The organism is Gluconobacter sp. Gdi (genome assembly GCF_014132155.1).
Lineage (GTDB): Bacteria > Pseudomonadota > Alphaproteobacteria > Acetobacterales > Acetobacteraceae > Gluconobacter.
Genome location: NZ_BLJQ01000002.1, coordinates 328,987 through 350,729, shown reverse-complemented (window position 1 = coordinate 350,729; position 21,743 = coordinate 328,987). Strand labels below are relative to the sequence as shown.

Sequence of the window (21,743 nt, the reverse complement as noted above, 5' to 3'; positions counted from 1 at the left end):
TATTAGAAAAAATTTATATTCCATAAAAAGAGTTTCCTCATCACAGCTTCTTCTTAAAAGGGTCGGGCCTTTCGTTCGGAAGAACCATTATGAAACTGACCCCGGAAACTCTGGTCCATCTTCCAGAGACCATCCTCACCTCCCCTTATGACCGCCAGAAGGTGACTGCGGGGATTGCCCATCTCAGTGTCGGCAACTTCCATCGCGCTCATCAGGCCGTCTATACGGACCGCACACTGGCACTTCCAGGCCAGGAAAGCTGGGGCATTGTTGGCCTTGGGCTGATGGATGTGCCCTCTGAAGTGCAGAAAGCCGAGGCCCTTCAGGCTCAGGATGGTCTTTACACCCTCCGGGAATGTCCCTCGGGGCGCCCGGATGTCGTCCGGGTTGTGAAGTCTTTGGTGGAATACATCCATGCTCCCGCAGATCGTCTGGCAGCTCTGAAGCGCCTGACAGATCCTGCGATCCGCATCGTCACCATGACGATTACGGAAGGCGGATATTACATGGATGAGGCAGGCCATTTCATGGCTGACCATCCGACCATCGTTGCGGACCTCAAGCGGGAAGTGCCGGAAACAGCGTTTGGTATCCTCACCGAAGCCCTTCGTCTGCGTCGTGAAGCCGGTGTGAATGCCTTCACAATCCTCTCCTGCGACAATGTTCCGTCAAATGGAGAGGTTGCGCGCCACGCCGTCCTGTCCTTCGCACGCCTGCGAGACGACGAACTGGCAGACTGGATTTCCCGGAACGTCTCATTCCCGGCCTGCATGGTTGATCGCATTACCCCAGCGGTTGGACCGGCGGATATTGCTCGCCTCAATAGTGAGAGCGGCATTGAAGACCGCGCCCCGCTGTTCTGCGAAGACTTCATCCAATGGGTTGTGGAAGACAAATTCCCGGAAGGCCGCCCGGCCTGGGAGCAGGCGGGTGTTCTGTTCACGAACAATGTTGAGCCGTACGAACAGGTCAAGCTGCGCATGCTCAATGCCTCTCATTCCATGTTGGCCCTCCCCGCGGTTCTGATGGGGTACCGCTTCGTCAGCGAAGCCATGGAAGACGAGAACCTTTTCCGTCTGCTTCAGCAGTTTCTGGGTTTTGACTCAGAACCGCACCTGACCGCTCCTCCGGGCATCAGCCTTCCGGAATATGGAGCCCTTCTGCTCCAACGTTTCCGGAACAAGGCTGTCAGCGATCAGCTTCTCCGCATTGCGTCGGACAGCACATCCAAACTGCCGGTCTTTATTCGCCCGACAGCCGAGATCGTGGTGAAAGACAATAGCGACATGCGCCGGATCGCATTCCTGCTGGCGTGCTACTGCGCCTACATGAACGGCCGGGACGACACGGACGCGGACTTCCCTGTCACAGAGCCTCGTCTCAGCAGGGAAGATCGTGCACTGGTGACGGACACCGATCCGGCGCGCGCTCTGGATATGGGGGTCTTTGCGGGCTGGGGCCTCACTGACAACCCTGGCTTCGTCCAGCTTTTCACTGAAATGCGGCAGAGCTTGCAGGACCGTGGAACAGCCGCAACGCTCGCTGACGTCATCGCGCCAAAGGGCTGATCAGGGTATCCTGTGCCGGTTGAAATTAACCACCGGTACAAAACCCTTTCTTCAGACGAAGTCGTTGCGGCACGCCAGTGGGCCGCCTACAAACAGAGCCAGATGCGTTACTTGCAAACTCTCGCAGGGTGGATCGTCTCATGATCATCAGAACTGACGAAAAAATCGATCTCCAAACGCCTACTGGCTCAATGCGTGTTCACATCTTCCGTCCGGTTCAGGATGGACGTTTCCCGGCTGTCATGCTGTTTTCGGAAATCTATCAGGTCACGGCACCTATCGAACGATTAGGCGCCATGATTGCGGGACAGGGATATCTCGTCGCAATCCCTGAGGTTTATCACGAATATGAACCTGCCGGGACTGTCCTCGCCTATGACAAGGATGGGACCGACCGCGGAAATGACCTGAAATACACTAAGCCTGTCTCAGCCTTTGACTCTGACACGGCAGCGTTGGTCGAATGGCTACAGGGCAGCAGTTTCTGCACAGGCGCCATTGGTGCTTTCGGTGTATGCCTTGGGGGGCATCTCGCCTATCGGGCGGCTCTTCATCCGGCCGTTAAGGCGACTGCGTGTTTTTACGCCACAGACCTACATTCAGCGACGCTCGGTGAAGGCAAGTCCGATGACTCGCTCATTCGGGCTACAGACATCACAGGGGAACTGATGATGGTCTGGGGCCAGTCAGACCCGCATGTTCCCTATGCTGGACGGCGCATAATCCGGGATCGACTTGAGGAGGCAGGCGTCAGGCTGGAGTGGCATGAAGTTAACGCCCAACATGCATTTCTCCGCGATGGAGCACCACGATTTGACGCCGCTCTCTTCCTGCAGGCCATGAACTGGACGAATGCCCTGTTTCAGCGGGCTTTGACACGCGGGTAACGAAAAAGGGAGCTTCCGGTTCAGAAGCCCCGACCTGCCTCAGAATTCCTCATAAGTGGCAGGATCCTGGTTTTCGAGGCGTCCATCCGGACGCGCCAGAGAGGCGATCTTTTTCATATCGTCTTCTGTCAGGGCAAAGTCGAAGATGGACCTGTTTTTAATCTGGCGCTCAGGCGTGGCAGACTTGGGGATAGGCACAGAACCAACTTGATGATGCCAGCGGAGAATAACCTGCCCGACTTCCTTGCCTAACCGCTCAGCGATCGTTTTTAAAAGCGGGTTTGTCAGAAGATCATTGGCGCGCCCCAGCGGGCTCCAAGCCTGCGTAATGATTCCATGACTATGGTTCCACTTCCGCATATCGTCCTGCGGGAAATAGGGATGCAGTTCAATCTGGTTTATCGATGGAAGAACGCCTGTTTCGGCTTTCAGCCGCTCAAGATGTTCTGGCAGAAAATTGCATACGGCAATTGATCGGATATAGCCGCGCTTCTTTGCCTCAATCAGGGCTTTCCAGGCTTCAACGTACTTGCCCTGCTTCGGGTTAGGCCAGTGAATGTAATACAGGTCAAAGTAGTCAAGCTGCGTGCGATAGAGGGATTCCTCGATCGTTGTCAGCGCAGCATCATAGTCATGATGGCGGCCTGGCAGCTTTGAGGCGACGCGCAGTTCTTCCCGGGGGCGGCCGCTCTCACGCACAGCACGGCCAACTGCCCCTTCATTTTCATAATTGAACGCACTGTCCAGAGCGTCATAGCCCACGTTAAGGGCACTGTTCATGGCTTCAACGCCCGCAGCGCCATTGAGCTTATAGGTTCCGAACGTGATCGCCGGAATGGTTGTGCCGTCATTCAGCGTGACTGTCGGAATCGTCATTCTCTGCTTCTCCTGACTCTGCCGCATTCAATCCCTTGAGGATTTATCAAATGCCTAAGGAAGACTTTTCGGGTTTGACGTATTACGCCCGACAGAGAGGAAGCGTTTCATAACGGATGGCTTCAGATGCACGAGCCACAAAAAAAGCGGTGAACCAAAATGGCTCACCGCTTGCCTCAAAAGAAGCCTGAACAGTCTTCAGTCTGAAACGCGTTCGATATCAGCACCACATGCTGCAAGCTTGCGATCTACGCCCTCATACCCACGATCCAGATGATAAATCCGGCTGAGTTGCGTCTCGCCTTCAGCAGCAAGTCCAGCCAGGATGAGCGAGAAAGACGCCCGAAGATCAGTAGCCATGACCGGAGCACCGGACAGCTTCGGAACGCCACGGATAATTGCCGAGCGACCATGCGGATTGATGCGCGCACCCATCCGGTTCAGCTCAGGAACATGCATGAAACGATTTTCGAAAATCGTCTCGGTAATCATGGACGCACCATCCGCAACAGAGAGCATCGCCATGAACTGGGCCTGCATGTCCGTCGGGAAACCCGGATATGGCTCCGTCATGATGTCCACGCCTGTCAGCTTGCCCGTGCGACGGACACGCAGACCACGCGGATCTTCCTCAACTTCAACACCCGTTTCCTGAAGAGTGCGGATTACAGCTCCCAGATCATCGGCACGACCACCGACGAGCAGAAGGTCACCGCCCGTGATGCCCGCAGCGCAAGCATAGGTGCCGCACTCGATGCGATCTGGCATGACGGCGTAGTTAGCACCATGCAGGCGCTCTACGCCTTCAATGATCAGTGTACCGGAGCCCTCACCCGTGATCTGTGCGCCCATTGCGTTGAGGCAGTGCACCAGATCGCTGATCTCGGGCTCACGCGCTGCGTTGACGATTTCGGTACGGCCTTTGGCGAGCGTGGACGCCATCAGCAGATTTTCCGTCGCACCGACACTGGCGAACGGCAGGATAATCCGGTCGCCCTTCAGGCCTTCGGGCGCACGGGCATTGATGTATCCGTTCTCAAGGCGGATTTCAGCACCCAGAGCTTCAAGCCCTTTGAGATGCATGTCCACAGGGCGCGTGCCAATAGCGCAGCCACCCGGCAGCGAAACCTTGGCTTCACGGGCACGCGCCAGAAGCGGGCCAAGAACAAGAATGGAAGCACGCATCTTGGAAACGATGTCGTACGGGGCTTCCACCGATCCGATTTCGCCTCCGATAGAGAGGGTACGCTCACCCACAGCCTCGACGGCGATGCCCAGTCCCTTGAGAAGATCGCGCATCGTCTTGATGTCGGCAATTTGCGGAACGTTGGACAGCACCAGACGGTCAGAGGTCAGCAGGCCTGCGACCATGAGCTTGAGGCCGGAGTTCTTTGCGCCCCCGATCTCGATTTCGCCCGTCAGGCGATGGCCACCACGAATAATGAAACGGTCCATGAGTGATGCGCTCCTTACAGCCGAGGCGTGGTTACGCCGGACTGGCGCATGTATTTACCGGCACGATCCGCGTAGCTGACTTCGCAAGGGCTTGCGCCCTGGAAGAACAGGAACTGGCAGATGCCTTCGTTCGCATAGATGCGCGCAGGCAGCGGCGTCGTGTTACTGATTTCGATGGTGACCTGCCCTTCCCACTCCGGCTCAAGCGGCGTCACATTCACGATGATACCACAGCGCGCATAGGTGGACTTACCAAGGCAGACGACCAATGTGTCCCGTGGAATACGGAAATATTCGATCGTGTGCGCCAGTGCGAAGCTGTTCGGGGGAATCGTGATGTCGCCCGTCCGTGTCACGAAGCTGTTCGCGGCGAAGTTCTTCGGATCGACGACGGCACTGTCCACATCGGTAAAGATTTTGAAGTCTTCCGCGACGCGCGCGTCATAGCCGTATGACGACAGACCATAGGAAATAACGCCTTCCCGTTTCTGGTTTTCTACAAACGGTTCAATCATGCCGTGTTCTTTGGCCATCTGGCGGATCCAGGTATCAGGCATGATTGGCATGGATGCATTAACTCCTACACGGGGGGATCGATCTGCTCTAGCGACAGCCGCCCGATCACGCAATGTGTCGGTTTAGCCATTTTCCGTGAGGTGCTGTTGCCTTTTGACAAGCCAGCGCGGTCTCATCTCACTGGCAAGAACACCACAGACAATCAAAGCAGCGCCAAGAAGCGTGGTGGCCTGCAGCTGGTCGCCCGCCAGCCAGCCGACCAGACCACCCCACACAGGCTCTCCTGCATAAATCACAGCAGCTTTTGAAGGTGGGACAGATTTCTGCGCCCAGTTCATCACGAGCTGAACCAGAGCGCTCAGGCTTCCCAGGGCCGCAGCACAGGCAACCCAGATCCATGAAAACGTCGGCACATGCTCCCCGGCGACAGGCATGAGCAAAAGTGCAAAAAGGCCGCCTCCAATAAGCTGGCAGACCGTGATTCTACGACTGTCCACGCCTTGGGCAAACAGGCTGATCAAAACAATTTCGGCAGCGATGGCGCATGCTGAAAGCACCGTCAGCAAATCACCATGACTAAAGGTCAGGGTCAGGGCTGCCGGCCCTGCCAGCGCAATCAATCCGGCAAACGCCAGGCCGATTCCGACCCAGCTCATGATGTGCGGGGATTTACGCAGAATGGCCCACTGGAATAATGGCACCAACGGCACATAGAGAGCCGTGATGAATGCAGAACGGCTGCTGGTCACCTCACGCAACCCTGCACTTTGCAAAACATACCCGATTGAAAGGGCAATCCCGATCAGAATACCGGATCGCACTTCTTTCCGTGTCAGCCCCGTCATGTGACGACCTGCCAGACACGCCACCATGGCTGCGGCCATCAGAAACCGCACACCGACGAAGAACATCGGTCCGCAATGCTGCATGGCCAGATGCAGGATCAGAAAAGTGCCTCCCCAGAGCGCCGTAACGCCCGCCAACGCCAGCTCCTGTGGTGTCGGGGTTGGCAGACGGATTTTCATGACGGCCTTAGCTTTCGGAAGACGGTGCGGGCGCTGTGGGCCTGATGCGCTGCTGCTGTTTGCGACGCAGAAGATTGGCCCGGAGCGCCTTGGCTTCGCGAGCTGCGCGTGCCTCTTTGGCAGCCTGCGCCTTATCAGTCAGATGGGCCGTAGCTTTGCCGTTTTCCGTCTTGTCAGTTGTCATCAGTCTGTCCGTCGAAAGATGCTCGAAGATGCGTTCCAAGCAGCTCGTCATATACACCGAGTGTCGCCGACTGCATCTGTCGGATCGTATAATTTCGCAAGACATGCTCACGGGCATTTTCTGCCAGATAGGCAAGCGTTTCATCATCGGCCGACAGAATGCCGACAAGTGCTTCTGCCAATGCCTGAGGATTATCGGGAGGAATGACGAGACCTGTCTGTCCGGGCAGGACCGTCTCCATCATGGCGCCCTGTGCCGTGCCGATAACGGGTTTGCCCATCATCTGCGCCTCCACAAGCGTGCGCCCAAAGGGTTCAGGCCGCAGAGACGGCGCGACGACAACGGACGCCAGAGCGCAGGCCGCTGGCATGTCCTGGCATGTCCCTGCGAAGCGAACCCTGTCTTCCAGACCCAGCTCCTGAATTCTTCGCCCAAGAGAGAGCGCAAATTTATGATCCGTTTCCGGGCCAACCAGAACACAGATCCAGGGTGCAGCAGAGGCCTGTTTGAGAAACTTCAGTGCTTCAATCAGGACCCTCTGCCCTTTCCACGCCGTTAGACGTGCAGGCATCAGGATCACGCGGGCACCGTGGGGGACTGACCAAGCTTCGGCAAGCCGCTGGATCCGTTCGCCGGAGACCTTTTGCGGGTCAAAAAGAGAGGGGTCGGCACCACGGGGAATAGTCCGCAGGCGGTCTGACTGAACACCATATTGCCCGGACAGACGGCCGGCGATGAAATTCGAAATGGCAATCACGCGCGTGCCACGGGCCAGAACAGAATTATAAAGCTTCTTGCCCCACCAGCCCGCACCATGAACACCATGCCATGTCGTGACCAGCGGGATCCCTTCACGACGACAGGCCAGCCAGGCCGCCCATGCCGGAATACGGGAGCGGGCATGCACCAGATCCACTCCCTGCTGGCGGATCAGTTTCTGAAGATCACGGGCCCGGCGCAGTACAGCAACAGGTGATTTGGATTTGAGGTTGAGCGGCACATGAATTGCGCCAGCGTGCCTCAACTGGATCAGCAGCGGCCCCGGCTTTGAAGCAACAATGGCTTTCCCGCCCGCCTGAGTGATGGCAGCGGCGATTTCGATGGCACCGCGCTCAAGCCCCCCAGTACTGAGTGCAGGAAGGACCTGGAGGATCACGGGAGAACGGTCAGTCATGAGCGTTTCGGCGGGCCATTCTGAAAATTTGATCCGAACGAGAAGCCTTCCTGATCGGTCTGCGCCTGAGGTTTTCAGAATAAAAAACAGGCAGAAACGAAAAAGGGAGACGTCCATGCCCTGCTAGCACAGAAGTCCCCCTTTGACGATGGAGTGTAGCGAATGTGCACAGCACATCCGCCACAGTCGTCAGCTTTACTTAACGGCGTCAGGCAAAGCGTAGACCACGAGCTGATCGCTGACTGGCGTCATCATGAAGTGATGACCACCTGCCATGATGGCAACGTACTGATGTCCATTGGCTTCGTAGGTCATCGGGTTGGCCTGACCGCCACCCGGGAGCACTGCGCTCCACACGACCTTGCCGGTGTGTTCGTCAATGGCACGGATCTGGTTATCCGTAGCCGCTGCAATGAACACAAGACCGCCACCTGTCACGACGGAACCGCCGTTGTTCGGTGTTCCGATCTCCCAGGGAAGGCCTGTCGGCAGACCCCATGGACCATTAGCACGAGCCGTTCCCAGCGGATGCTGCCAGAGCACCTTCTGACCGTGCTTCATGTCGATGGCCGTGATCATGCCGTAAGGCGGACGGTTGCACATCATGCCGGTGTACTGATCCCAGAACGGCGTCACGACGATGCCATAAGGCGTTCCGTCCATGGCACCATTACCTTCGGCGCCACCGCCACCTGGCTTGAAGTTAGGATCGTCGATCGGCATCAGACCAAGCTTGTCGGCCTTCTTGCGGGTGACGAGCTGGTCGTACATCGGGGTGATGTTCCAGTTCGCGATCAGGATTCCGCTCTTCTCGTCATAGGACATGGAACCCCAGTCACTGCCACCATTGTAGCCCGGGTATTCAATCCATGGCTTATCAACGCTCGGCGGCGTGAATTCACCGACGTAGTTCGCACGACGGAACTTGATCCGGCAGAAGAGCTGATCAATGGGAGACATACCCCACATATCCGTCTCTTTCAGATCAGGCACGCGCAGAGCAGGCATCCCGACAGACCAGGGCTGCGTCGGGGTCCGTGGGTCGCCAGGAATGACGCCTGGTGACGGAGCCGGACGCTCTACGACGGGAAGAACTGGCTTGCCTGTCCGGCGATCCAGAACGAACGTCTGACCGCGCTTCGTCGGCATGATAAGGGCTGGAACGGGCTGGCCGTCAGGGCCAGGCATATCCATCAGGGTTGCCTGAGAGCCAATATCATAATCCCAGACGTCTTTATGGGCGGTCTGGAAAACCCACTTTTCTTCACCTGTCTTGACGTCAATCGCCACGACTGCGGAAGAAACCTTGTTTTCGGCATCGCTACGCAGGGCGCTGTAATAGTCGGCAGCGGAGTTTCCGGTCGGCACATAAACAAGACCAAGAGCGCTATCGCCCGTCAGTGCAGCCCATGAGTTCGGCGTACCACGGCTATAATGGCGATTGCCCGTTGGCTGGCTGTGATCTGTCGGGTTGTTGACGTCCCAAGCCCAGACGAACTTGCCGCTTTCAGCATCGTAACCGCGGATCACACCAGACGGTGCCCAGCGACGCTGACCATCCAGCACTTCGTGGTTGACGACGACAACGCCATCAACGACCGGTGGCGGTACGGTCATGGAAACGAAGCCCGGAACGGACTCGCCAAGACCCTGCATTAGGTTGACCTGACCACCGTGACCGAAATTCGGACAAAACTCACCCGTTGCCGCATCAACAGCAATCAGGCGCATATCGAGCGTGCCTTCGATAAGCCGATTGTGACAGGGCTGCCCTTCAGGCACAACGGACGACGTGAAATACGTCACGCCCTTACAGGCTGCCGTATAGGGAATGGAGTGGTACTTCACATCCACATTCCGACGCCAGATCTGCTTCCCCGTGACCGGGTCCAGCTTCATGATGTCGTTCATGGCCGAACACATATAGAGGCCGTCACCCACCTTGATCGGTGTGGTTTCAGCTGCCCATTTGTTGGTCTGACCCGGACGTGGGTAGCTGCCCGTATGATAGGTGAATGCGACCTTCAGGTTGCCAGCGTTCTCAGGCGTGATTTCAGACAGCGGCGAATAACGCGTCTGATGATCATCACGGCCATAAGCAACCCAGTCTCCAGGAGCCGGATTTGCGCTCTGCTGGGGTGCCATGGCAGGCACTTCTGACGGATCAATTGACTCGATATCCGGCAGGTTTGCAGCATTTACGCCGGGAGCCTGCGGGGCATACGGAGACGGTCCGGCAAAATAGCTCTGCTCTTTAGGACCGCTCTCAGTAGGCTCATTCGCATTGCCTGGACCAGGAACTGCGGCGGTCGGAGAACCACCCGAGCCTGCGGGAGCGAACTGAGCGTGTGCGGCGAGAGGCGAACAGGCGAGCGCGAGGCCTGCGGCTGTTGCGAGAAGGTGAGACCGACGCATCAGACGGCTCCTCTGAGTGTACGGCGGGATTCCAGGCGGCGAAGAACCGGAATGGTCAGGACCACGAGAATGCCGAGAATGGTCGGACCGAAAGCACGCGGCAGAAGATCAACGGGGCTGAACCCGACTTCCCACAAGGACCACACCCATGTGTAGGCCAGCGCGCCAAGGTACAGGAACCCGCCAAGCGTGCGTCCCATCACCATGAACACCCCGCTGGCAACCAACACGATGCCGCAAATGACGTAGTAAACAGAGCCACCCAGCATCGCGAGGTCTGCCCCCATGATGACAAAGATCAGGCCCACAAGAAGAATAACGACCCCCAGAAGCAGCGTCAGCCACTCCGTCAGAGTCTTCGTGCCGTTAATATTCGGCATAACCGGATGCCTCCCAGACTGAATACCCGGGACGGTATGTCGATTATCCAGCGAGGTCCATTAGAGTTCTTCTGAATATCCTTTAACAAAGGCGTGTTTGCGGTAACAAAAACGTGCTTGGAACTATTTGAAAAATGAATATTTCTGCAAATATTGGGATTATCCAGCTGGAATTGTGACCACTGCCCCACCTGTATGGTTCGTGGCCGCCAAGGCACTGAGGACCTGAACCATTGTAAAGGCAAGCTTGCTCTGGAAATCTTTCTCATCAATCCAGAACCACATGTCGTTATATTCTACCGCAGCATATCGGCGGTCGGGGACCTTGTGTCCTGAATGAATAACAACTTCCGGGCGGTTCTCGATACCCACCTGCCCGATCGTCGGCGGTGTCCGGCCTACCTTGATGTCTTCTTCCGGAACCTCAACCTCATAAGCCAACTGTGTCAGCATCGCGAGCATAGAGCGCGTCAGAATGGCAATCTGCCCAGGATGTTTCGGATAGGGGCCGTAAACAATTTCCGCCTCTTCAGCCTGGGCGTCCAGATGCAGGAGGCGGCGCACTTCCGCCTGCGTCGAGAGAAGGCTGCTATCAGATGTCGAAGACAGCACCAGATAGGAATGCTCTTGGCCGTTGCCGTTTTCCGGCTTTGAAGAATTCTTCTTGTTATTGTTGTCATCGGTCGGAGGCGGCGCATCAGTCGTGATGCGGATTGTCATCGCGCCTGCAATCTGAAGCTGACGCAGATCATGCAGCAAAAGATAGAAGCGGACAGAACCTCCACCAAACGGCCCTGCTCCCAACCCTCGCACGTTGGACAGCCCATCGATCGACTGCGCTGTCAGGCGCAAGAGGGTGTCAATGGGAAGACCACCGAGACTAAGGGGCATGATAACGGTGGGAGAAATCGGCCGCACGATATTCTCGGCGTATTGCTGCCCCGTCACCGGTTGATAGGTGAAGGTCGGGCTTTCACCCGATGTCATTGTCCCCGTTCCGAAGAGATAATTGCCAACAGCAGTGGCAGGATAGGCATAGAACCCGCCACTCACGCTCTTGGATACGCTGTATCCGGCAATGACCTGCGTCGTATCCAGAAACGTCGGCGGATCGGCATAACGCAGGCGCACGATATTCAGGAGCATCTCATGCTTCTGGGATTCGCCCAGAGCGCGCGAGTATTCAAGCTCGTCATGCTGAAGCCTGGATGGCCCTATCGGCCCACAGGCAGCAAGACAGGTAAGTGCAGCCAGGGGCGCGGCCCGGAATATCAGATTAATTTTCATGACTTATCTCAAAGTGGACCATTCCGTGGCCAAGCGGAAGTCACAACCGTTTCCTGAATGAGGCGAACGCATATTTTTCATGAAAGATGTGACTGCCAAGGCTTGAAACACTTTGCTGCCCCGCCTAAATCTGGTCTCGGAAACACGATCCCTTGATGGATCGGATTTTACGTCACAAGGGCTCGCCCCGGTGCCTGACAGGGCCGAAGCGAGCCGCTGAAAGGACATATTATGAGCAAAGTCATCGGTATTGACCTCGGCACGACCAACTCCTGCGTTGCAGTGCGTGAAGGCGACGAGACCCGCGTTATTGAAAACAGCGAAGGCGCACGTACGACGCCGTCCATGGTCGCCTTCACCGAAAACGGTGAGCGTCTCGTCGGACAGGCCGCGAAGCGTCAGGCTGTTACAAACCCATCCAACACACTCTATGCCGTCAAGCGTCTGATCGGTCGTCGTTACGATGACCCGACCGTCGCCAAGGACAAGGGCATGGTCCCTTATGAAATCGTCAAGGGCGACAACGGCGATGCATGGGTTCGCGCACGTGGCGAAGATTACGCCCCGTCCCAGATCGCTGCATTCGTTCTCGGCAAGATGAAGGAAACGGCCGAGTCCTATCTCGGTGAAACGGTTACACAGGCCGTTATCACGGTTCCGGCTTATTTCAACGACGCACAGCGTCAGGCGACGCGTGACGCTGGCAAGATTGCCGGCCTCGAAGTCCTGCGTATCATCAACGAGCCGACCGCAGCTGCACTGGCTTATGGCCTTGGCAAGCGCGATTCCGGCACGGTAGCTGTGTATGACCTTGGTGGTGGTACGTTCGACGTTTCCATCCTCGAGATCTCTGACGGCGTGATCGAAGTAAAGTCCACGAACGGTGATACGTTCCTGGGTGGTGAAGACTTCGATAACCGCGTGATCGACTTCCTGGCCGATGAGTTCAAGAAGGACCAGGGCATCGACCTGCGTGGCGACAAGCTTGCCCTGCAGCGTCTGAAGGAAGCCGCTGAAAAGGCCAAGATCGAGCTTTCCTCCTCCAAGGAAACCGAGATCAACCTGCCGTTCATCACGGCTGATGCGTCTGGCCCGAAGCACCTTGTCGTCAAGCTGTCCCGTGCCAAGCTGGAGAGCCTGGTTGACGATCTGGTTCAGCGTACGCTTGGTCCGTGCCGTTCGGCCATCAAGGATGCCGGCGTATCCACGAGCGAGATTGACGAAGTCATTCTCGTTGGCGGCATGACCCGTATGCCGAAGGTCATCGAGACGGTTAAGGAATTCTTCGGCAAGGATCCGGCACGCAACGTCAACCCTGACGAAGTGGTCGCTATCGGTGCAGCCGTTCAGGGCGCCGTCCTGAAGGGTGACGTGAAGGACGTTCTGCTCCTCGACGTGACGCCGCTGTCGCTGGGTATCGAAACGCTGGGTGGCGTGTTCACCCGTCTGATCGACCGCAACACGACGATTCCGACCAAGAAGAGCCAGACCTTCTCCACGGCTGAAGACAACCAGAACGCCGTGACCATCAAGGTCTATCAGGGCGAGCGTGAGATGGCAGCGGACAACAAGCTGCTTGGCAACTTCGACCTGCAGGGCATTGCTCCGGCACCACGTGGCGTTCCGCAGATTGAAGTCACGTTCGACATCGATGCCAACGGTATCGTCAATGTGTCCGCCAAGGACAAGGCGACAAACAAGGAGCAGCAGATCAAGATCCAGGCTTCTGGTGGTCTGTCAGACGGTGACATCGATCGCATGGTCAAGGAAGCTGAAGCGAACGCTTCTGCTGACAAGGCCAAGCGTGAACTGGTCGAACTGCGCAACAGCACCGAGAGCATGATCCACCAGACTGAGAAGTCCCTCACGGAAGGTGGTGACAAGGTTCCGGCTGCAGACAAGTCTGAAGCAGAAGCCGCTATCGCAGCAGCCCGTGAAGCTCTGGGCGGCGACAATGCCGAGACGTTGAAGAGCGCTAGCGAGCGTCTGACGCAGGTTGCGATGAAGGTCGGTCAGGCCATGTATCAGGCAGATCAGGCCCAGCAGGGTGGTGAAGCTGCGGGTGCGGAAGCCAAGGACGAAAACGTTGTCGACGCCGACTTTGAAGACGTTGACGACAGCAAGAAGCACTGATCGGGTGACTTCCCCAGGTGGGGCTTCCCGCCCCGCCTGACCTGTTTTCCGAAGGGCGCCCGTTCCCGCAAGGGGGTGGGCGCCATTCTTGTTTCCGGCCCTCAGACAAGGACCGATCATGGCCACGAAGATCGATTACTACGAAAGCCTCGAAGTTTCGCGTACTGCTTCCGGAGATGAGCTGAAGAAAGCTTTCCGCAAGCAGGCCATGCGCTATCACCCGGATCGCAACCCTGGTGATGATGCTGCCGAGCAGAAATTCAAGGAAATCAACGAAGCCTATGACGTCCTGAAGGACGAGCAGAAGCGCGCAGCCTACGACCAGTACGGACACGCAGCCTTTGATGGCGGCATGGGTGGAATGGGCGGCGGCGGAGGCTTTGGTGGTTTCGGCGCCGGTGGTCTTGGGGACATCTTTGACCAGATGTTCGGAGACATGATGGGCGGCCGCCGTGGCGGTGGACGTCGTACAGGTGCTGACGTTCAGGTTCAGGTTGAAATCAGTCTGACCGAAGCCTTTTCTGGCGTGACCAAGAGCGTTGAAGTCCGCACGCGCGTTGCGTGTGAATCCTGTCATGGGTCCGGTTCCGCTGATGCCGGTGGCGGCAGCACGACCTGCGCCACCTGTCATGGCGCGGGCAAGGTTCGTGCACAGCAGGGGTTCTTCCTTGTCGAGCGCCCCTGCCCGACCTGTCATGGGTCAGGCCGTACGGTTCGCAATCCGTGCAAGGTCTGTCAGGGTACAGGCACGCAGGCAAAGACTGAGACCCTCCAGATCGAAATCCCGGCTGGCGTTGAGGATGGCACGCGCATCCGCATGGCAGGCCGCGGTGAAGCTGGGGGAGAAGGTGTACAGCCCGGCGATCTGTATGTGCACGTTTCGGTCCTGTCGCATGACATCTTCCAGCGTGATGGCGCCAATATCTACTGCCGCGTTCCGCTGCGCATGACGCAGGCTGCGCTGGGGACGGAGGTTGAGGTTCCTGTCATTGACGGCAGTCGCACCCGTGTCCGCATTCCTGCAGGGACGCAGACAGGTGAAACCTTCCGCCTGCGCGGCAAGGGCTTCTCCGTATTGCGGTCTTCGGCCCGTGGTGACATGTACATTCAGGTCTCGGTGGAAACACCGCATCACCTGACCAAGCGCCAGCGCGAACTTCTTGAAGAGTTCGAGAAAGAAGCGGGCGACGATCACGCCAAGGCAAGCCCTGAAAACAGCGGCTTCTTTGCCAAGGTCCGTGATTTCTTCGAAGGTCGCTGATTTTAAAAATACCCCTCCCGAAACGGAGGGGTATTTTTTTTGACATACTCACTACGATCTATCTTCTTGAACAGACCTTTCGTCTTCATCTGAAGCAGACGGAGTATTTTTCTACGCCCTAAATAGAGTGTGCGCCTGCAATAGACCTCTATATCTCTAAAAATCTCACACTTCAGTCGTCAGAAAGCCCAAACTGTTCGGGGTACGGCATCGCGTTTCTACCTAGCTTCTTCTTTTTCCAGTCAGCCAGCGCCCTGTTATATTCGACGTGACACAGGACAAACTGCAGTGCTTCTACATGACGCTCGTTACTGGCATCCATTGTGTTACGACGCCAGCCTGCTGCAATCAGCCAATACTCACCAGCAAGTTGCCAGGATCCAGCCTGATGATGCTGCAAGGCGAGCCGTTCAAGCCCGTGGTACTTGTTATTCGGATTGGTAAGCGTCTCTGCCGTGAGGATGAAGTCGTCGCTTTTCCCGGGGAACGTCGATTTCATGTAGGGGAACTGCCGAGTCAGCACACCCGGATCACCGAAGTGTTCCTTGATCAGCATCGGAACCAGTCTGTCGTAAGATCGACGCCATTCGTACTGCACAAACTGCCCTTTTGAAGACCACGTTGAAGAATGTTTTTCCTATAGCGAAGTGGTCTACCAGAGTCGATTTTCTGACGCTCACTTACAGCCTGCTCTCCAGCAAGATGAATATTTGATCGACCGCTTCCACCTGCATGCCAAACATTTTTTAGGGAGATGCAACGACATGGTCCTTAAGCTGGGACGAGCTTCATGAAATCCTGTAGAAAAGGAAAAACACGTTCAGGCATATCTTCAAGTAACGTGTGGCTCGCGAAGGGGATGTTAAGTAACCTGGCACCTTTGACCTGCTCAGCAAGATCGAACGCCTGTTGCCGCGACACCAGCATATCGTCGTCACCATGCACTACAAGCAAAGGACACTGAATGTTTTTTACAGATGCCCCGGGATAGGCATTTTCGTCGCAGCCAAGCCACATCTGCGTCGCTGCCTTGAATAACTTTCCGAAATCTGGCTTGGGATTTTCCGTATTGTAAACTGCAATTTGACTCCCGAACATGCCACGCCATTTTTCAAGATTGATCGTCTGATAAATCTGCCGGGCAGGATCATTCTCGGGCAACACCCAATGCGCGCCAACCGCTATGACAAACTCCGGTTGTACGGCACGCGATGCAGCCAGACGCAAGGCGACAATGCCGCCGTCACTATGTCCGATGATACCAAATTTTTGCAGCCCCAACGTGGTGAGAAGTAGAGTAAAATCATCCTGGAGTTGCCGATAGGTCAGAGAGGCCGTCCCGAGACCAGATCGACCATGCCCGCGCGTATCAATAGCAATCAGCCTGTAATCTTTTGCCAGGTTCTGTGCGAGCGGAATAAAATCGCGCCGGCTTTGCAAGCCGCCATGAAGCAGAACGATGACTCTTCCTTGTGGATTTCCAGCTTCAGAAACGAACAAATTCGTATCGCCAACGGACACAAACTTCCCTGAATCAAACATTCGATGACTTTCGTAAGGTCGGATTGTCGCTGGATAGTGCCGTGCGATTATCACCAATCACACTCTATCTTTAAATTTTTACACCAAAGGATGGTTTCAACATCGTTCGGCATACCGTTTAGACGAATGAAAATGTCTACTATACTTATGTTTGAGCACAGATAGAAGCTGTGCCGTTCTCCTTACAACACAGCTCTTGATTATTATAAGACATACTGACCTACAGGAAACTCCTACTGGGAATAGCCTTGCGCCTTAGCCGATATCTTGTGGCAAAGGCTCAATCAGATGCCGGAACCAAATGAGCCAGGCTTTTTGACGTCAGATCCGAAATAGCACTCGCACCCGTAAGGGTCATAGCGACACGGAGTTCCTTCTCGATGATATCGAGCACATTCTCCACGCCCTTCTGCCCACCCGCAGCGAGGGCGTAGACAAAGGCACGGCCCAGCAGGACGGCATCTGCTCCCATAGCGACCATTCGAGCAATATCCAATCCCGATCTGATGCCGGAATCCACCAGAATTTTCAGGTCTCCCTTCACGGCATCCACAATAGGAGGAAGTGCGCGGGCGCTGGAGAGGACGCCATCAAGCTGGCGACCACCATGGTTGGAAACAACAATGCCATCCGCACCGAAGCGGACAGCATCTTTTGCATCCTCTGGATCAAGAATACCCTTGATAATCATGGGGCCATCCCAGTATTCCCGGATCCATTCCAGATCTTTCCAGCTAATGGACGGATCAAAATTATTGGCGAGCCAGCCGATATAATCTTCCAGTTTGGTTGGATTTCCGCGATAGCGCGAAATATTGCCCAAATCATGCGGTCTGCCACGCAGACCCACGTCCCAAGCCCACATGGGATGGGTCACAGCCTGAAGATAACGCCGGATGTTGGCATGGGAGCCGGACATTCCCGAATGGGCATCGCGATAACGCGCGCCCGGCGTTGGCATGTCTACGGTAAACACTAAAGTCGTAATGCCCGCAGCCTTCGCGCGCTCCAGGGCATTCTTCATGAATCCCCGGTCCTTAAGCACATAAAGCTGAAACCAGATGGGCACCGGGCTTCTACCCTGCACCTCCTCGATGGGACACACCGATACTGTGGACAACGTGAAAGGAATACCCTTACGCGCCGCAGCCCTTGCTGCCTGCACTTCCCCGCGGCGAGCATACATGCCCGTCAGTCCGACAGGGGCAAGAACCGCAGGAATATTCAGTTTGCGCCCGAACAACTCTGTCCCAGTCGTCAAACCGGACACGTTTTTCAAGATGCGTTGCCGCAGGGAGATATCTGCCAGGTCAGTAATGTTCCGCCGCATTGTCTGCTCTGCGTAGGAACCGCCATCAATATACTGGAAAAGAAAAGGCGGCAGACGACGGCGGGCTGCCTCACGATAATCAGTGGCTGAGGAAATAATCATCTGGCAGCTCCATCAATGTCCATCGTATTCAATGAGGAGGAGACTGCCAGTCTGTTTGAAGACAACCAAGAGGCTATCTCGTGCCCTGACATTATGTTGCACAACACCATACAAACAATGACGTGGCGGCAACTCCTCCTTCTGGCCAATCAGGCGTTTAGTCTGCGTAAAACCCGTGCGCCCCGATGAATATCGAGAACGGACACTGATGCCGTATCCAGGGCCATATTTTCCCCAAGTCGCACATCATTATGGATCCACACACCAATCAGGCTGCGGAGAATATGACCGTGCGCAAACAGGGCAATCGTTCCTCCCTGTGCCGTCAGCCGCTCCAGCAAGCCACTGACCCTCTTCTGAACCTGAGCGGCCGTTTCGCCATTCTCCACGTCAGACGTCCATAAAGACCAGTCGGGCTCGGCTTTCAAAATCTCTGGCGTGGTGAGCCCTTCATAAACGCCGTAATTCCATTCCATGAGGTCAGGCTCAATCTGAGCTTGCTCGCCCAGCCCGGCGAGAACGCAGGTTTCATGCGCACGCTGAAGCGGACTGGTGAACACCTGATCAAAGTTCTGGTGTTCTAAACGGCTCTTAAGAGACAGCGCCTGCTTACGTCCGTCTTCCGTCAGGGCAATATCCGTACGGCCCGTATGCTGGCCGCTTATGGTCCATTCTGTTTCGCCGTGGCGAATTAGCCAGAGGGTGGTGCTCATGACGCATGCCTTCCCTAGGAGCTTTCAGTAAATGAAAGCCCTTTGCCAGTCCGAAGCTGGATTGCTGAAATTTCTGGATCAGAGGCGAATGGCGCGCGGATTTCGTATGCTCACCCGCCTCTCAAGCCGCTGTTCAGATCTTGTGAACAGAAGCGTCGTAAATCTTGTCCACGACCTTGCTCAGGGTTTCGTTGAACGCCTGATCGGACTGTGAAACGCGCAGATCGTCCACAAGGGCCCGCGAGAAGCTGGCGATCATGCCATGATTGGCTTTGAGCTTCTGGCACGCTTCATCGAGAGGATAACCGCCTGAAAGCGCGACAACACGCTGCATGCGCGGATGCTTCATCACGCGGGCATACAGGTCCGGCTTTTCAGGCAACGTCACCTTCAGCATAACCGGATAATCTCCCGGAAGTGCTTCCAGTCCACTCAGAACAGCGTCTTCGAGGAGCGCTTCAGCCTCAGCCTTTTCCGGGCTCTTCACCAGCACTTCCGGCTCAAGGATCGGGACGAGTCCGTGCGATGCCACCTGCGCCGCAATATCGAACTGCTGCTGAACAATGCTCTTAATGGCAGCAGGATTGGCCAGACGGATCACTGACCGCTCCTTGGTACCGTATATGCCCAGCTTCGCCGCTCGTTCCAGAAGCTCATCCAGGCCCGGAATGGGCTTCATGAGCTGAACGCCGTCCTTTTCGTCTTCCAGACCTTTATCGATCTTCAAAAACGGGACGATTCCGCAGGTTTTCCACAGATAGGACGGCACTGGCGTGCCGTCGACCGTGCCATCCATTGTTTTCTCAAACAGGATTGCCGCAAGGATCTCGTGGCTCTGGAAAGCAGGAGAGGAAATGATGCGAACGCGCATTTCGTGCATCAGACGGAACATGTCCGCGTCGTTCGAGTAGGCATCCGGCCCGATGCCATAGTGTGCCAGAGCCTTGGGAGTCGATCCGCCGCTTTGATCAAGAGCGGCGATAAATCCGGGAGTTTTTGACACCTGCTCGGCCATTTTTGCATCAGGCATGAACACTACATCCTTTTCTTCAGTCACATGACCAGAAGTAACGACTGACCTTCGCGCGGGATTGGAGACTCTTCCAATCACATTGCACGGATCACCCCTAAGGACGCGGTTCAACCCTGCTGGAGCGGCAGGGAAATCAGTTTTTTTCAATATTTACGGACGGCGGTTCGGCTAATTCTGGAAACAGTCTGGCCAGATCCGCAGGCTGAAGAAGATCTGCCAGAGTGTAGCGATCGAGCACGCCCAGAAATGCGGAAAGCGCCTCGCCCAGCACGCCACGCAAGCGGCAGGAAGGAGACAGAACACAGGCGCGGCTTCCATCTGCCCGGCCCTCACAGTCTACGAGCATCATATCGTCTTCCGTAAACCGGACGACCTCTCCCACACCAATGTCCCGTGCCGGGCGGCCCAACGTCAGGCCACCGCCACGACCTCGTACGGTGGTGATGAAACGCCCCTGCCCCAGACGATGCACAACCTTCACCAGATGGTTTTCCGAGATGCCGTACGCCTCGGCAATTTCGCGGATGGAGACGCGCACAGTTGGGCGTGCCCCGATGTAGAGCAGGGTCCGCAAGGCATAGTCGGTATGCAGGGTCAGGCGCATACGAGTCCTCTGGCAGATTGACAGTCAGAAGTCACGCGCTTAAAGATGTATTTATTATACATCTTTAAGAAGACCCATCATGTCCTCTTCCGACCGCAGCCTCACGCCAGACGTCATTGCCACCATCAAGGCGACCATTCCGGCCCTCGAAGCGCATGGTCTCGACATCACCAGTGAGATGTACCGCCGCCTTCTGGCTGATCCGGCGATTGCTGAGATGTTTGATCCGACCCATCAATCCAAAGGAACGCAGCCACGCGCGCTCGCCATGGCCGTCCTGGCCTATGCCCGGAACATCGATAATCTCGGAGTGATGGGTGGAGCGGTTGAGCGCATTGCCCAGAAACATGTCAGCCTGGAAATTCTGCCAGAGCATTACCCACATGTTGCCACTGCCCTGATCGGCGCGATTCAACATGTTCTGGGAGACGCCGCGACACCTGCAATTCTGGATGCATGGGGCCGTGCTTACTGGTCTCTGGCCGACATTCTGATGGGCCGGGAAGGCCAGCTTTATGACGCCAGCACACATGCCGAGGGTGGCTGGGCAGGCTGGCGCGACTTCACGATCATCAATGCAACGCGCGAATGCGACAATGTCACGACGCTGGAACTGAAGCCTGTGGATGGCAAAACCGTCATTCAGGCTATCCCCGGCCAATATCTGGGTGTGGACCTAAATATTCCGGGACATGGGCAGACCCGACGTAACTACAGCATCACATCGCGCCCCAACCACGATTCCTACGCCATTAGCGTGCGCCACGTTCCGAACGGTGCAGTTTCCACATGGCTCAACAGTCCGGACTGCAAAGGTCATCAGGTTCGACTATCGCCGCCGGCAGGTGAGTTTGTCCTACCGGAGAAAAACGATGCGCCGATCGCCTTCATCTGTGCAGGGATTGGGATCACGCCCATGATTGGAATGATCGCGTCTTTGGCCGCGCAGTCAGGCTCACCAGCGGTCAGTATTATTCAGATTGCCCATTCCGAAACGGCCGTACCGTTTCCAGGGAAACTGAACAGCCTCGCCAAGGAAGCGAAAAGCCCAATTACGCTTCATACGCGTCTGACGTCTGTTGAGGGTCGCCCGGATGCGGCATGGGTCGCAGCCCGCATTCCGGAGGGAGCCATCTGCTATCTGTGCGGCCCGACCGGGTTCATGCGTGATATGATTCAGGGTCTTTCAAAGGCCGGCATCCCAGCCGATCGTCTGCGTTATGAGACGTTTGGACCGGATACCGGCGTAACAGACTGA

Annotated in this window: 20 protein-coding genes; 5 read left to right on the top strand and 15 right to left on the bottom strand. The window is 56.2% G+C overall.

The features are described 5' to 3' along the window. Positions 1-89 precede the first annotated feature (89 nt). Entirely contained in the window at positions 90-1,568 is a 1,479-nt protein-coding gene (locus JN414_RS05470; protein WP_202207034.1) for a mannitol dehydrogenase family protein, read from the top strand. Positions 1,569-1,708: 140 nt separating this feature from the next. Then, a complete protein-coding gene (locus JN414_RS05465) occupies positions 1,709-2,455 on the top strand; it encodes a dienelactone hydrolase family protein (RefSeq protein WP_202207033.1) in 747 nt (248 codons plus the stop codon). A 39-nt stretch (positions 2,456-2,494) separates the two neighbouring features. Here the strand turns inward: JN414_RS05465 and JN414_RS05460 are convergent, their stop codons facing one another. The 9 genes from JN414_RS05460 to JN414_RS05420 all read right to left on the bottom strand — a co-directional run bounded on the left by JN414_RS05460 (position 2,495) and on the right by JN414_RS05420 (position 11,767). Then, positions 2,495-3,331, bottom strand: coding sequence for an aldo/keto reductase (locus tag JN414_RS05460; protein ID WP_202207032.1), 837 nt, complete (start codon positions 3,329-3,331; stop codon positions 2,495-2,497). A gap of 198 nt (positions 3,332-3,529) precedes the next feature. Then, a complete protein-coding gene (murA, locus tag JN414_RS05455) occupies positions 3,530-4,786 on the bottom strand; it encodes a UDP-N-acetylglucosamine 1-carboxyvinyltransferase (RefSeq protein WP_046900589.1) in 1,257 nt (418 codons plus the stop codon). A gap of 14 nt (positions 4,787-4,800) precedes the next feature. Continuing rightward, entirely contained in the window at positions 4,801-5,352 is a 552-nt protein-coding gene (gene dcd, locus JN414_RS05450) for a dCTP deaminase (RefSeq protein ID WP_064275649.1), read from the bottom strand. 72 nt (positions 5,353-5,424) lie between these two features. Further along, complete coding sequence (locus JN414_RS05445) at positions 5,425-6,327, bottom strand: DMT family transporter (protein WP_202207031.1); 903 nt, start codon at positions 6,325-6,327, stop codon at positions 5,425-5,427. A 7-nt stretch (positions 6,328-6,334) separates the two neighbouring features. Continuing rightward, the gene (locus tag JN414_RS05440) at positions 6,335-6,511 is read right to left on the bottom strand and encodes a hypothetical protein (RefSeq protein ID WP_202207030.1); all 177 of its coding nucleotides are present in this window, start codon (positions 6,509-6,511) and stop codon (positions 6,335-6,337) included. After that, entirely contained in the window at positions 6,501-7,685 is a 1,185-nt protein-coding gene (locus JN414_RS05435; RefSeq protein ID WP_202207029.1) for a glycosyltransferase family 4 protein, read from the bottom strand. Before JN414_RS05435 ends, JN414_RS05440 begins: the two co-directional genes overlap by 11 nt. A 195-nt stretch (positions 7,686-7,880) precedes the next feature. Next, the gene (locus JN414_RS05430) at positions 7,881-10,100 is read right to left on the bottom strand and encodes a pyrroloquinoline quinone-dependent dehydrogenase (RefSeq protein ID WP_099211551.1); all 2,220 of its coding nucleotides are present in this window, start codon (positions 10,098-10,100) and stop codon (positions 7,881-7,883) included. After that, complete coding sequence (locus tag JN414_RS05425) at positions 10,100-10,480, bottom strand: glycerol dehydrogenase (RefSeq protein WP_202207028.1); 381 nt, start codon at positions 10,478-10,480, stop codon at positions 10,100-10,102. Before JN414_RS05425 ends, JN414_RS05430 begins: the two co-directional genes overlap by 1 nt. A gap of 159 nt (positions 10,481-10,639) precedes the next feature. Beyond that, entirely contained in the window at positions 10,640-11,767 is a 1,128-nt protein-coding gene (locus JN414_RS05420; RefSeq protein ID WP_202207027.1) for a hypothetical protein, read from the bottom strand. A gap of 231 nt (positions 11,768-11,998) precedes the next feature. On the opposite strand from JN414_RS05420, the gene dnaK reads away from it, so the two are divergent. Continuing rightward, on the top strand, positions 11,999-13,900 hold the full coding sequence (dnaK, locus tag JN414_RS05415; RefSeq protein ID WP_202207026.1) for a molecular chaperone DnaK: 1,902 nt from the start codon (positions 11,999-12,001) through the stop codon (positions 13,898-13,900). Positions 13,901-14,018: 118 nt separating this feature from the next. Further along, positions 14,019-15,161: a molecular chaperone DnaJ gene (gene dnaJ, locus JN414_RS05410; protein ID WP_064275651.1), complete on the top strand. Its 1,143-nt coding sequence runs from the start codon at positions 14,019-14,021 to the stop codon at positions 15,159-15,161. A gap of 172 nt (positions 15,162-15,333) precedes the next feature. Here dnaJ and JN414_RS05405 read toward each other — a convergent pair whose 3' ends face one another. The 6 genes from JN414_RS05405 to JN414_RS05380 form a co-directional block, all read right to left on the bottom strand. After that, positions 15,334-15,759 (bottom strand): hypothetical protein, encoded by a 426-nt coding sequence (locus JN414_RS05405; RefSeq protein ID WP_237389888.1) that lies wholly within the window; start codon positions 15,757-15,759, stop codon positions 15,334-15,336. A gap of 173 nt (positions 15,760-15,932) precedes the next feature. Further along, a complete protein-coding gene (locus JN414_RS05400) occupies positions 15,933-16,703 on the bottom strand; it encodes an alpha/beta fold hydrolase (protein ID WP_202207025.1) in 771 nt (256 codons plus the stop codon). A 280-nt stretch (positions 16,704-16,983) separates the two neighbouring features. Next, positions 16,984-18,135 carry an FMN-dependent L-lactate dehydrogenase LldD gene (gene lldD, locus JN414_RS05395; protein ID WP_202207024.1) on the bottom strand — a complete coding sequence of 384 codons (1,152 nt, stop codon included), beginning with the start codon at positions 18,133-18,135 and terminating at the stop codon, positions 16,984-16,986. Positions 18,136-18,284: 149 nt separating this feature from the next. After that, on the bottom strand, positions 18,285-18,848 hold the full coding sequence (locus tag JN414_RS05390) for a histidine phosphatase family protein (RefSeq protein WP_202207023.1): 564 nt from the start codon (positions 18,846-18,848) through the stop codon (positions 18,285-18,287). A 133-nt stretch (positions 18,849-18,981) separates the two neighbouring features. After that, positions 18,982-19,878 (bottom strand): fructose bisphosphate aldolase, encoded by an 897-nt coding sequence (locus JN414_RS05385; protein WP_202207022.1) that lies wholly within the window; start codon positions 19,876-19,878, stop codon positions 18,982-18,984. Between the two features lie 136 nt (positions 19,879-20,014). Then, entirely contained in the window at positions 20,015-20,485 is a 471-nt protein-coding gene (locus tag JN414_RS05380; protein ID WP_202207021.1) for an Rrf2 family transcriptional regulator, read from the bottom strand. Between the two features lie 79 nt (positions 20,486-20,564). Between JN414_RS05380 and JN414_RS05375 the strand changes: the two genes are divergently transcribed. Then, the gene (locus tag JN414_RS05375) at positions 20,565-21,743 is read left to right on the top strand and encodes a globin domain-containing protein (protein ID WP_202207020.1); all 1,179 of its coding nucleotides are present in this window, start codon (positions 20,565-20,567) and stop codon (positions 21,741-21,743) included.

What these genes read in the sequence shown, in the direction of transcription:
- lldD (WP_202207024.1), bottom strand. Translation starts at nt 18,135, where the DNA reads ATGATTATTTCCTCAGCCACTGATTATCGTGAGGCAGCCCGCCGTCGT.
- murA (WP_046900589.1), bottom strand. Translation starts at nt 4,786, where the DNA reads ATGGACCGTTTCATTATTCGTGGTGGCCATCGCCTGACGGGCGAAATC.
- JN414_RS05385 (WP_202207022.1), bottom strand. Translation starts at nt 19,878, where the DNA reads ATGCCTGATGCAAAAATGGCCGAGCAGGTGTCAAAAACTCCCGGATTT.
- dcd (WP_064275649.1), bottom strand. Translation starts at nt 5,352, where the DNA reads ATGCCAATCATGCCTGATACCTGGATCCGCCAGATGGCCAAAGAACAC.
- JN414_RS05460 (WP_202207032.1), bottom strand. Translation starts at nt 3,331, where the DNA reads ATGACGATTCCGACAGTCACGCTGAATGACGGCACAACCATTCCGGCG.
- JN414_RS05400 (WP_202207025.1), bottom strand. Translation starts at nt 16,703, where the DNA reads ATGTTTGATTCAGGGAAGTTTGTGTCCGTTGGCGATACGAATTTGTTC.
- JN414_RS05380 (WP_202207021.1), bottom strand. Translation starts at nt 20,485, where the DNA reads ATGCGCCTGACCCTGCATACCGACTATGCCTTGCGGACCCTGCTCTAC.
- JN414_RS05390 (WP_202207023.1), bottom strand. Translation starts at nt 18,848, where the DNA reads ATGAGCACCACCCTCTGGCTAATTCGCCACGGCGAAACAGAATGGACC.
- JN414_RS05435 (WP_202207029.1), bottom strand. Translation starts at nt 7,685, where the DNA reads ATGACTGACCGTTCTCCCGTGATCCTCCAGGTCCTTCCTGCACTCAGT.
- dnaJ (WP_064275651.1), top strand. Translation starts at nt 14,019, where the DNA reads ATGGCCACGAAGATCGATTACTACGAAAGCCTCGAAGTTTCGCGTACT.
- dnaK (WP_202207026.1), top strand. Translation starts at nt 11,999, where the DNA reads ATGAGCAAAGTCATCGGTATTGACCTCGGCACGACCAACTCCTGCGTT.
- JN414_RS05425 (WP_202207028.1), bottom strand. Translation starts at nt 10,480, where the DNA reads ATGCCGAATATTAACGGCACGAAGACTCTGACGGAGTGGCTGACGCTG.
- JN414_RS05375 (WP_202207020.1), top strand. Translation starts at nt 20,565, where the DNA reads ATGTCCTCTTCCGACCGCAGCCTCACGCCAGACGTCATTGCCACCATC.
- JN414_RS05465 (WP_202207033.1), top strand. Translation starts at nt 1,709, where the DNA reads ATGATCATCAGAACTGACGAAAAAATCGATCTCCAAACGCCTACTGGC.
- JN414_RS05420 (WP_202207027.1), bottom strand. Translation starts at nt 11,767, where the DNA reads ATGAAAATTAATCTGATATTCCGGGCCGCGCCCCTGGCTGCACTTACC.
- JN414_RS05445 (WP_202207031.1), bottom strand. Translation starts at nt 6,327, where the DNA reads ATGAAAATCCGTCTGCCAACCCCGACACCACAGGAGCTGGCGTTGGCG.
- JN414_RS05470 (WP_202207034.1), top strand. Translation starts at nt 90, where the DNA reads ATGAAACTGACCCCGGAAACTCTGGTCCATCTTCCAGAGACCATCCTC.
- JN414_RS05440 (WP_202207030.1), bottom strand. Translation starts at nt 6,511, where the DNA reads ATGACAACTGACAAGACGGAAAACGGCAAAGCTACGGCCCATCTGACT.
- JN414_RS05430 (WP_099211551.1), bottom strand. Translation starts at nt 10,100, where the DNA reads ATGCGTCGGTCTCACCTTCTCGCAACAGCCGCAGGCCTCGCGCTCGCC.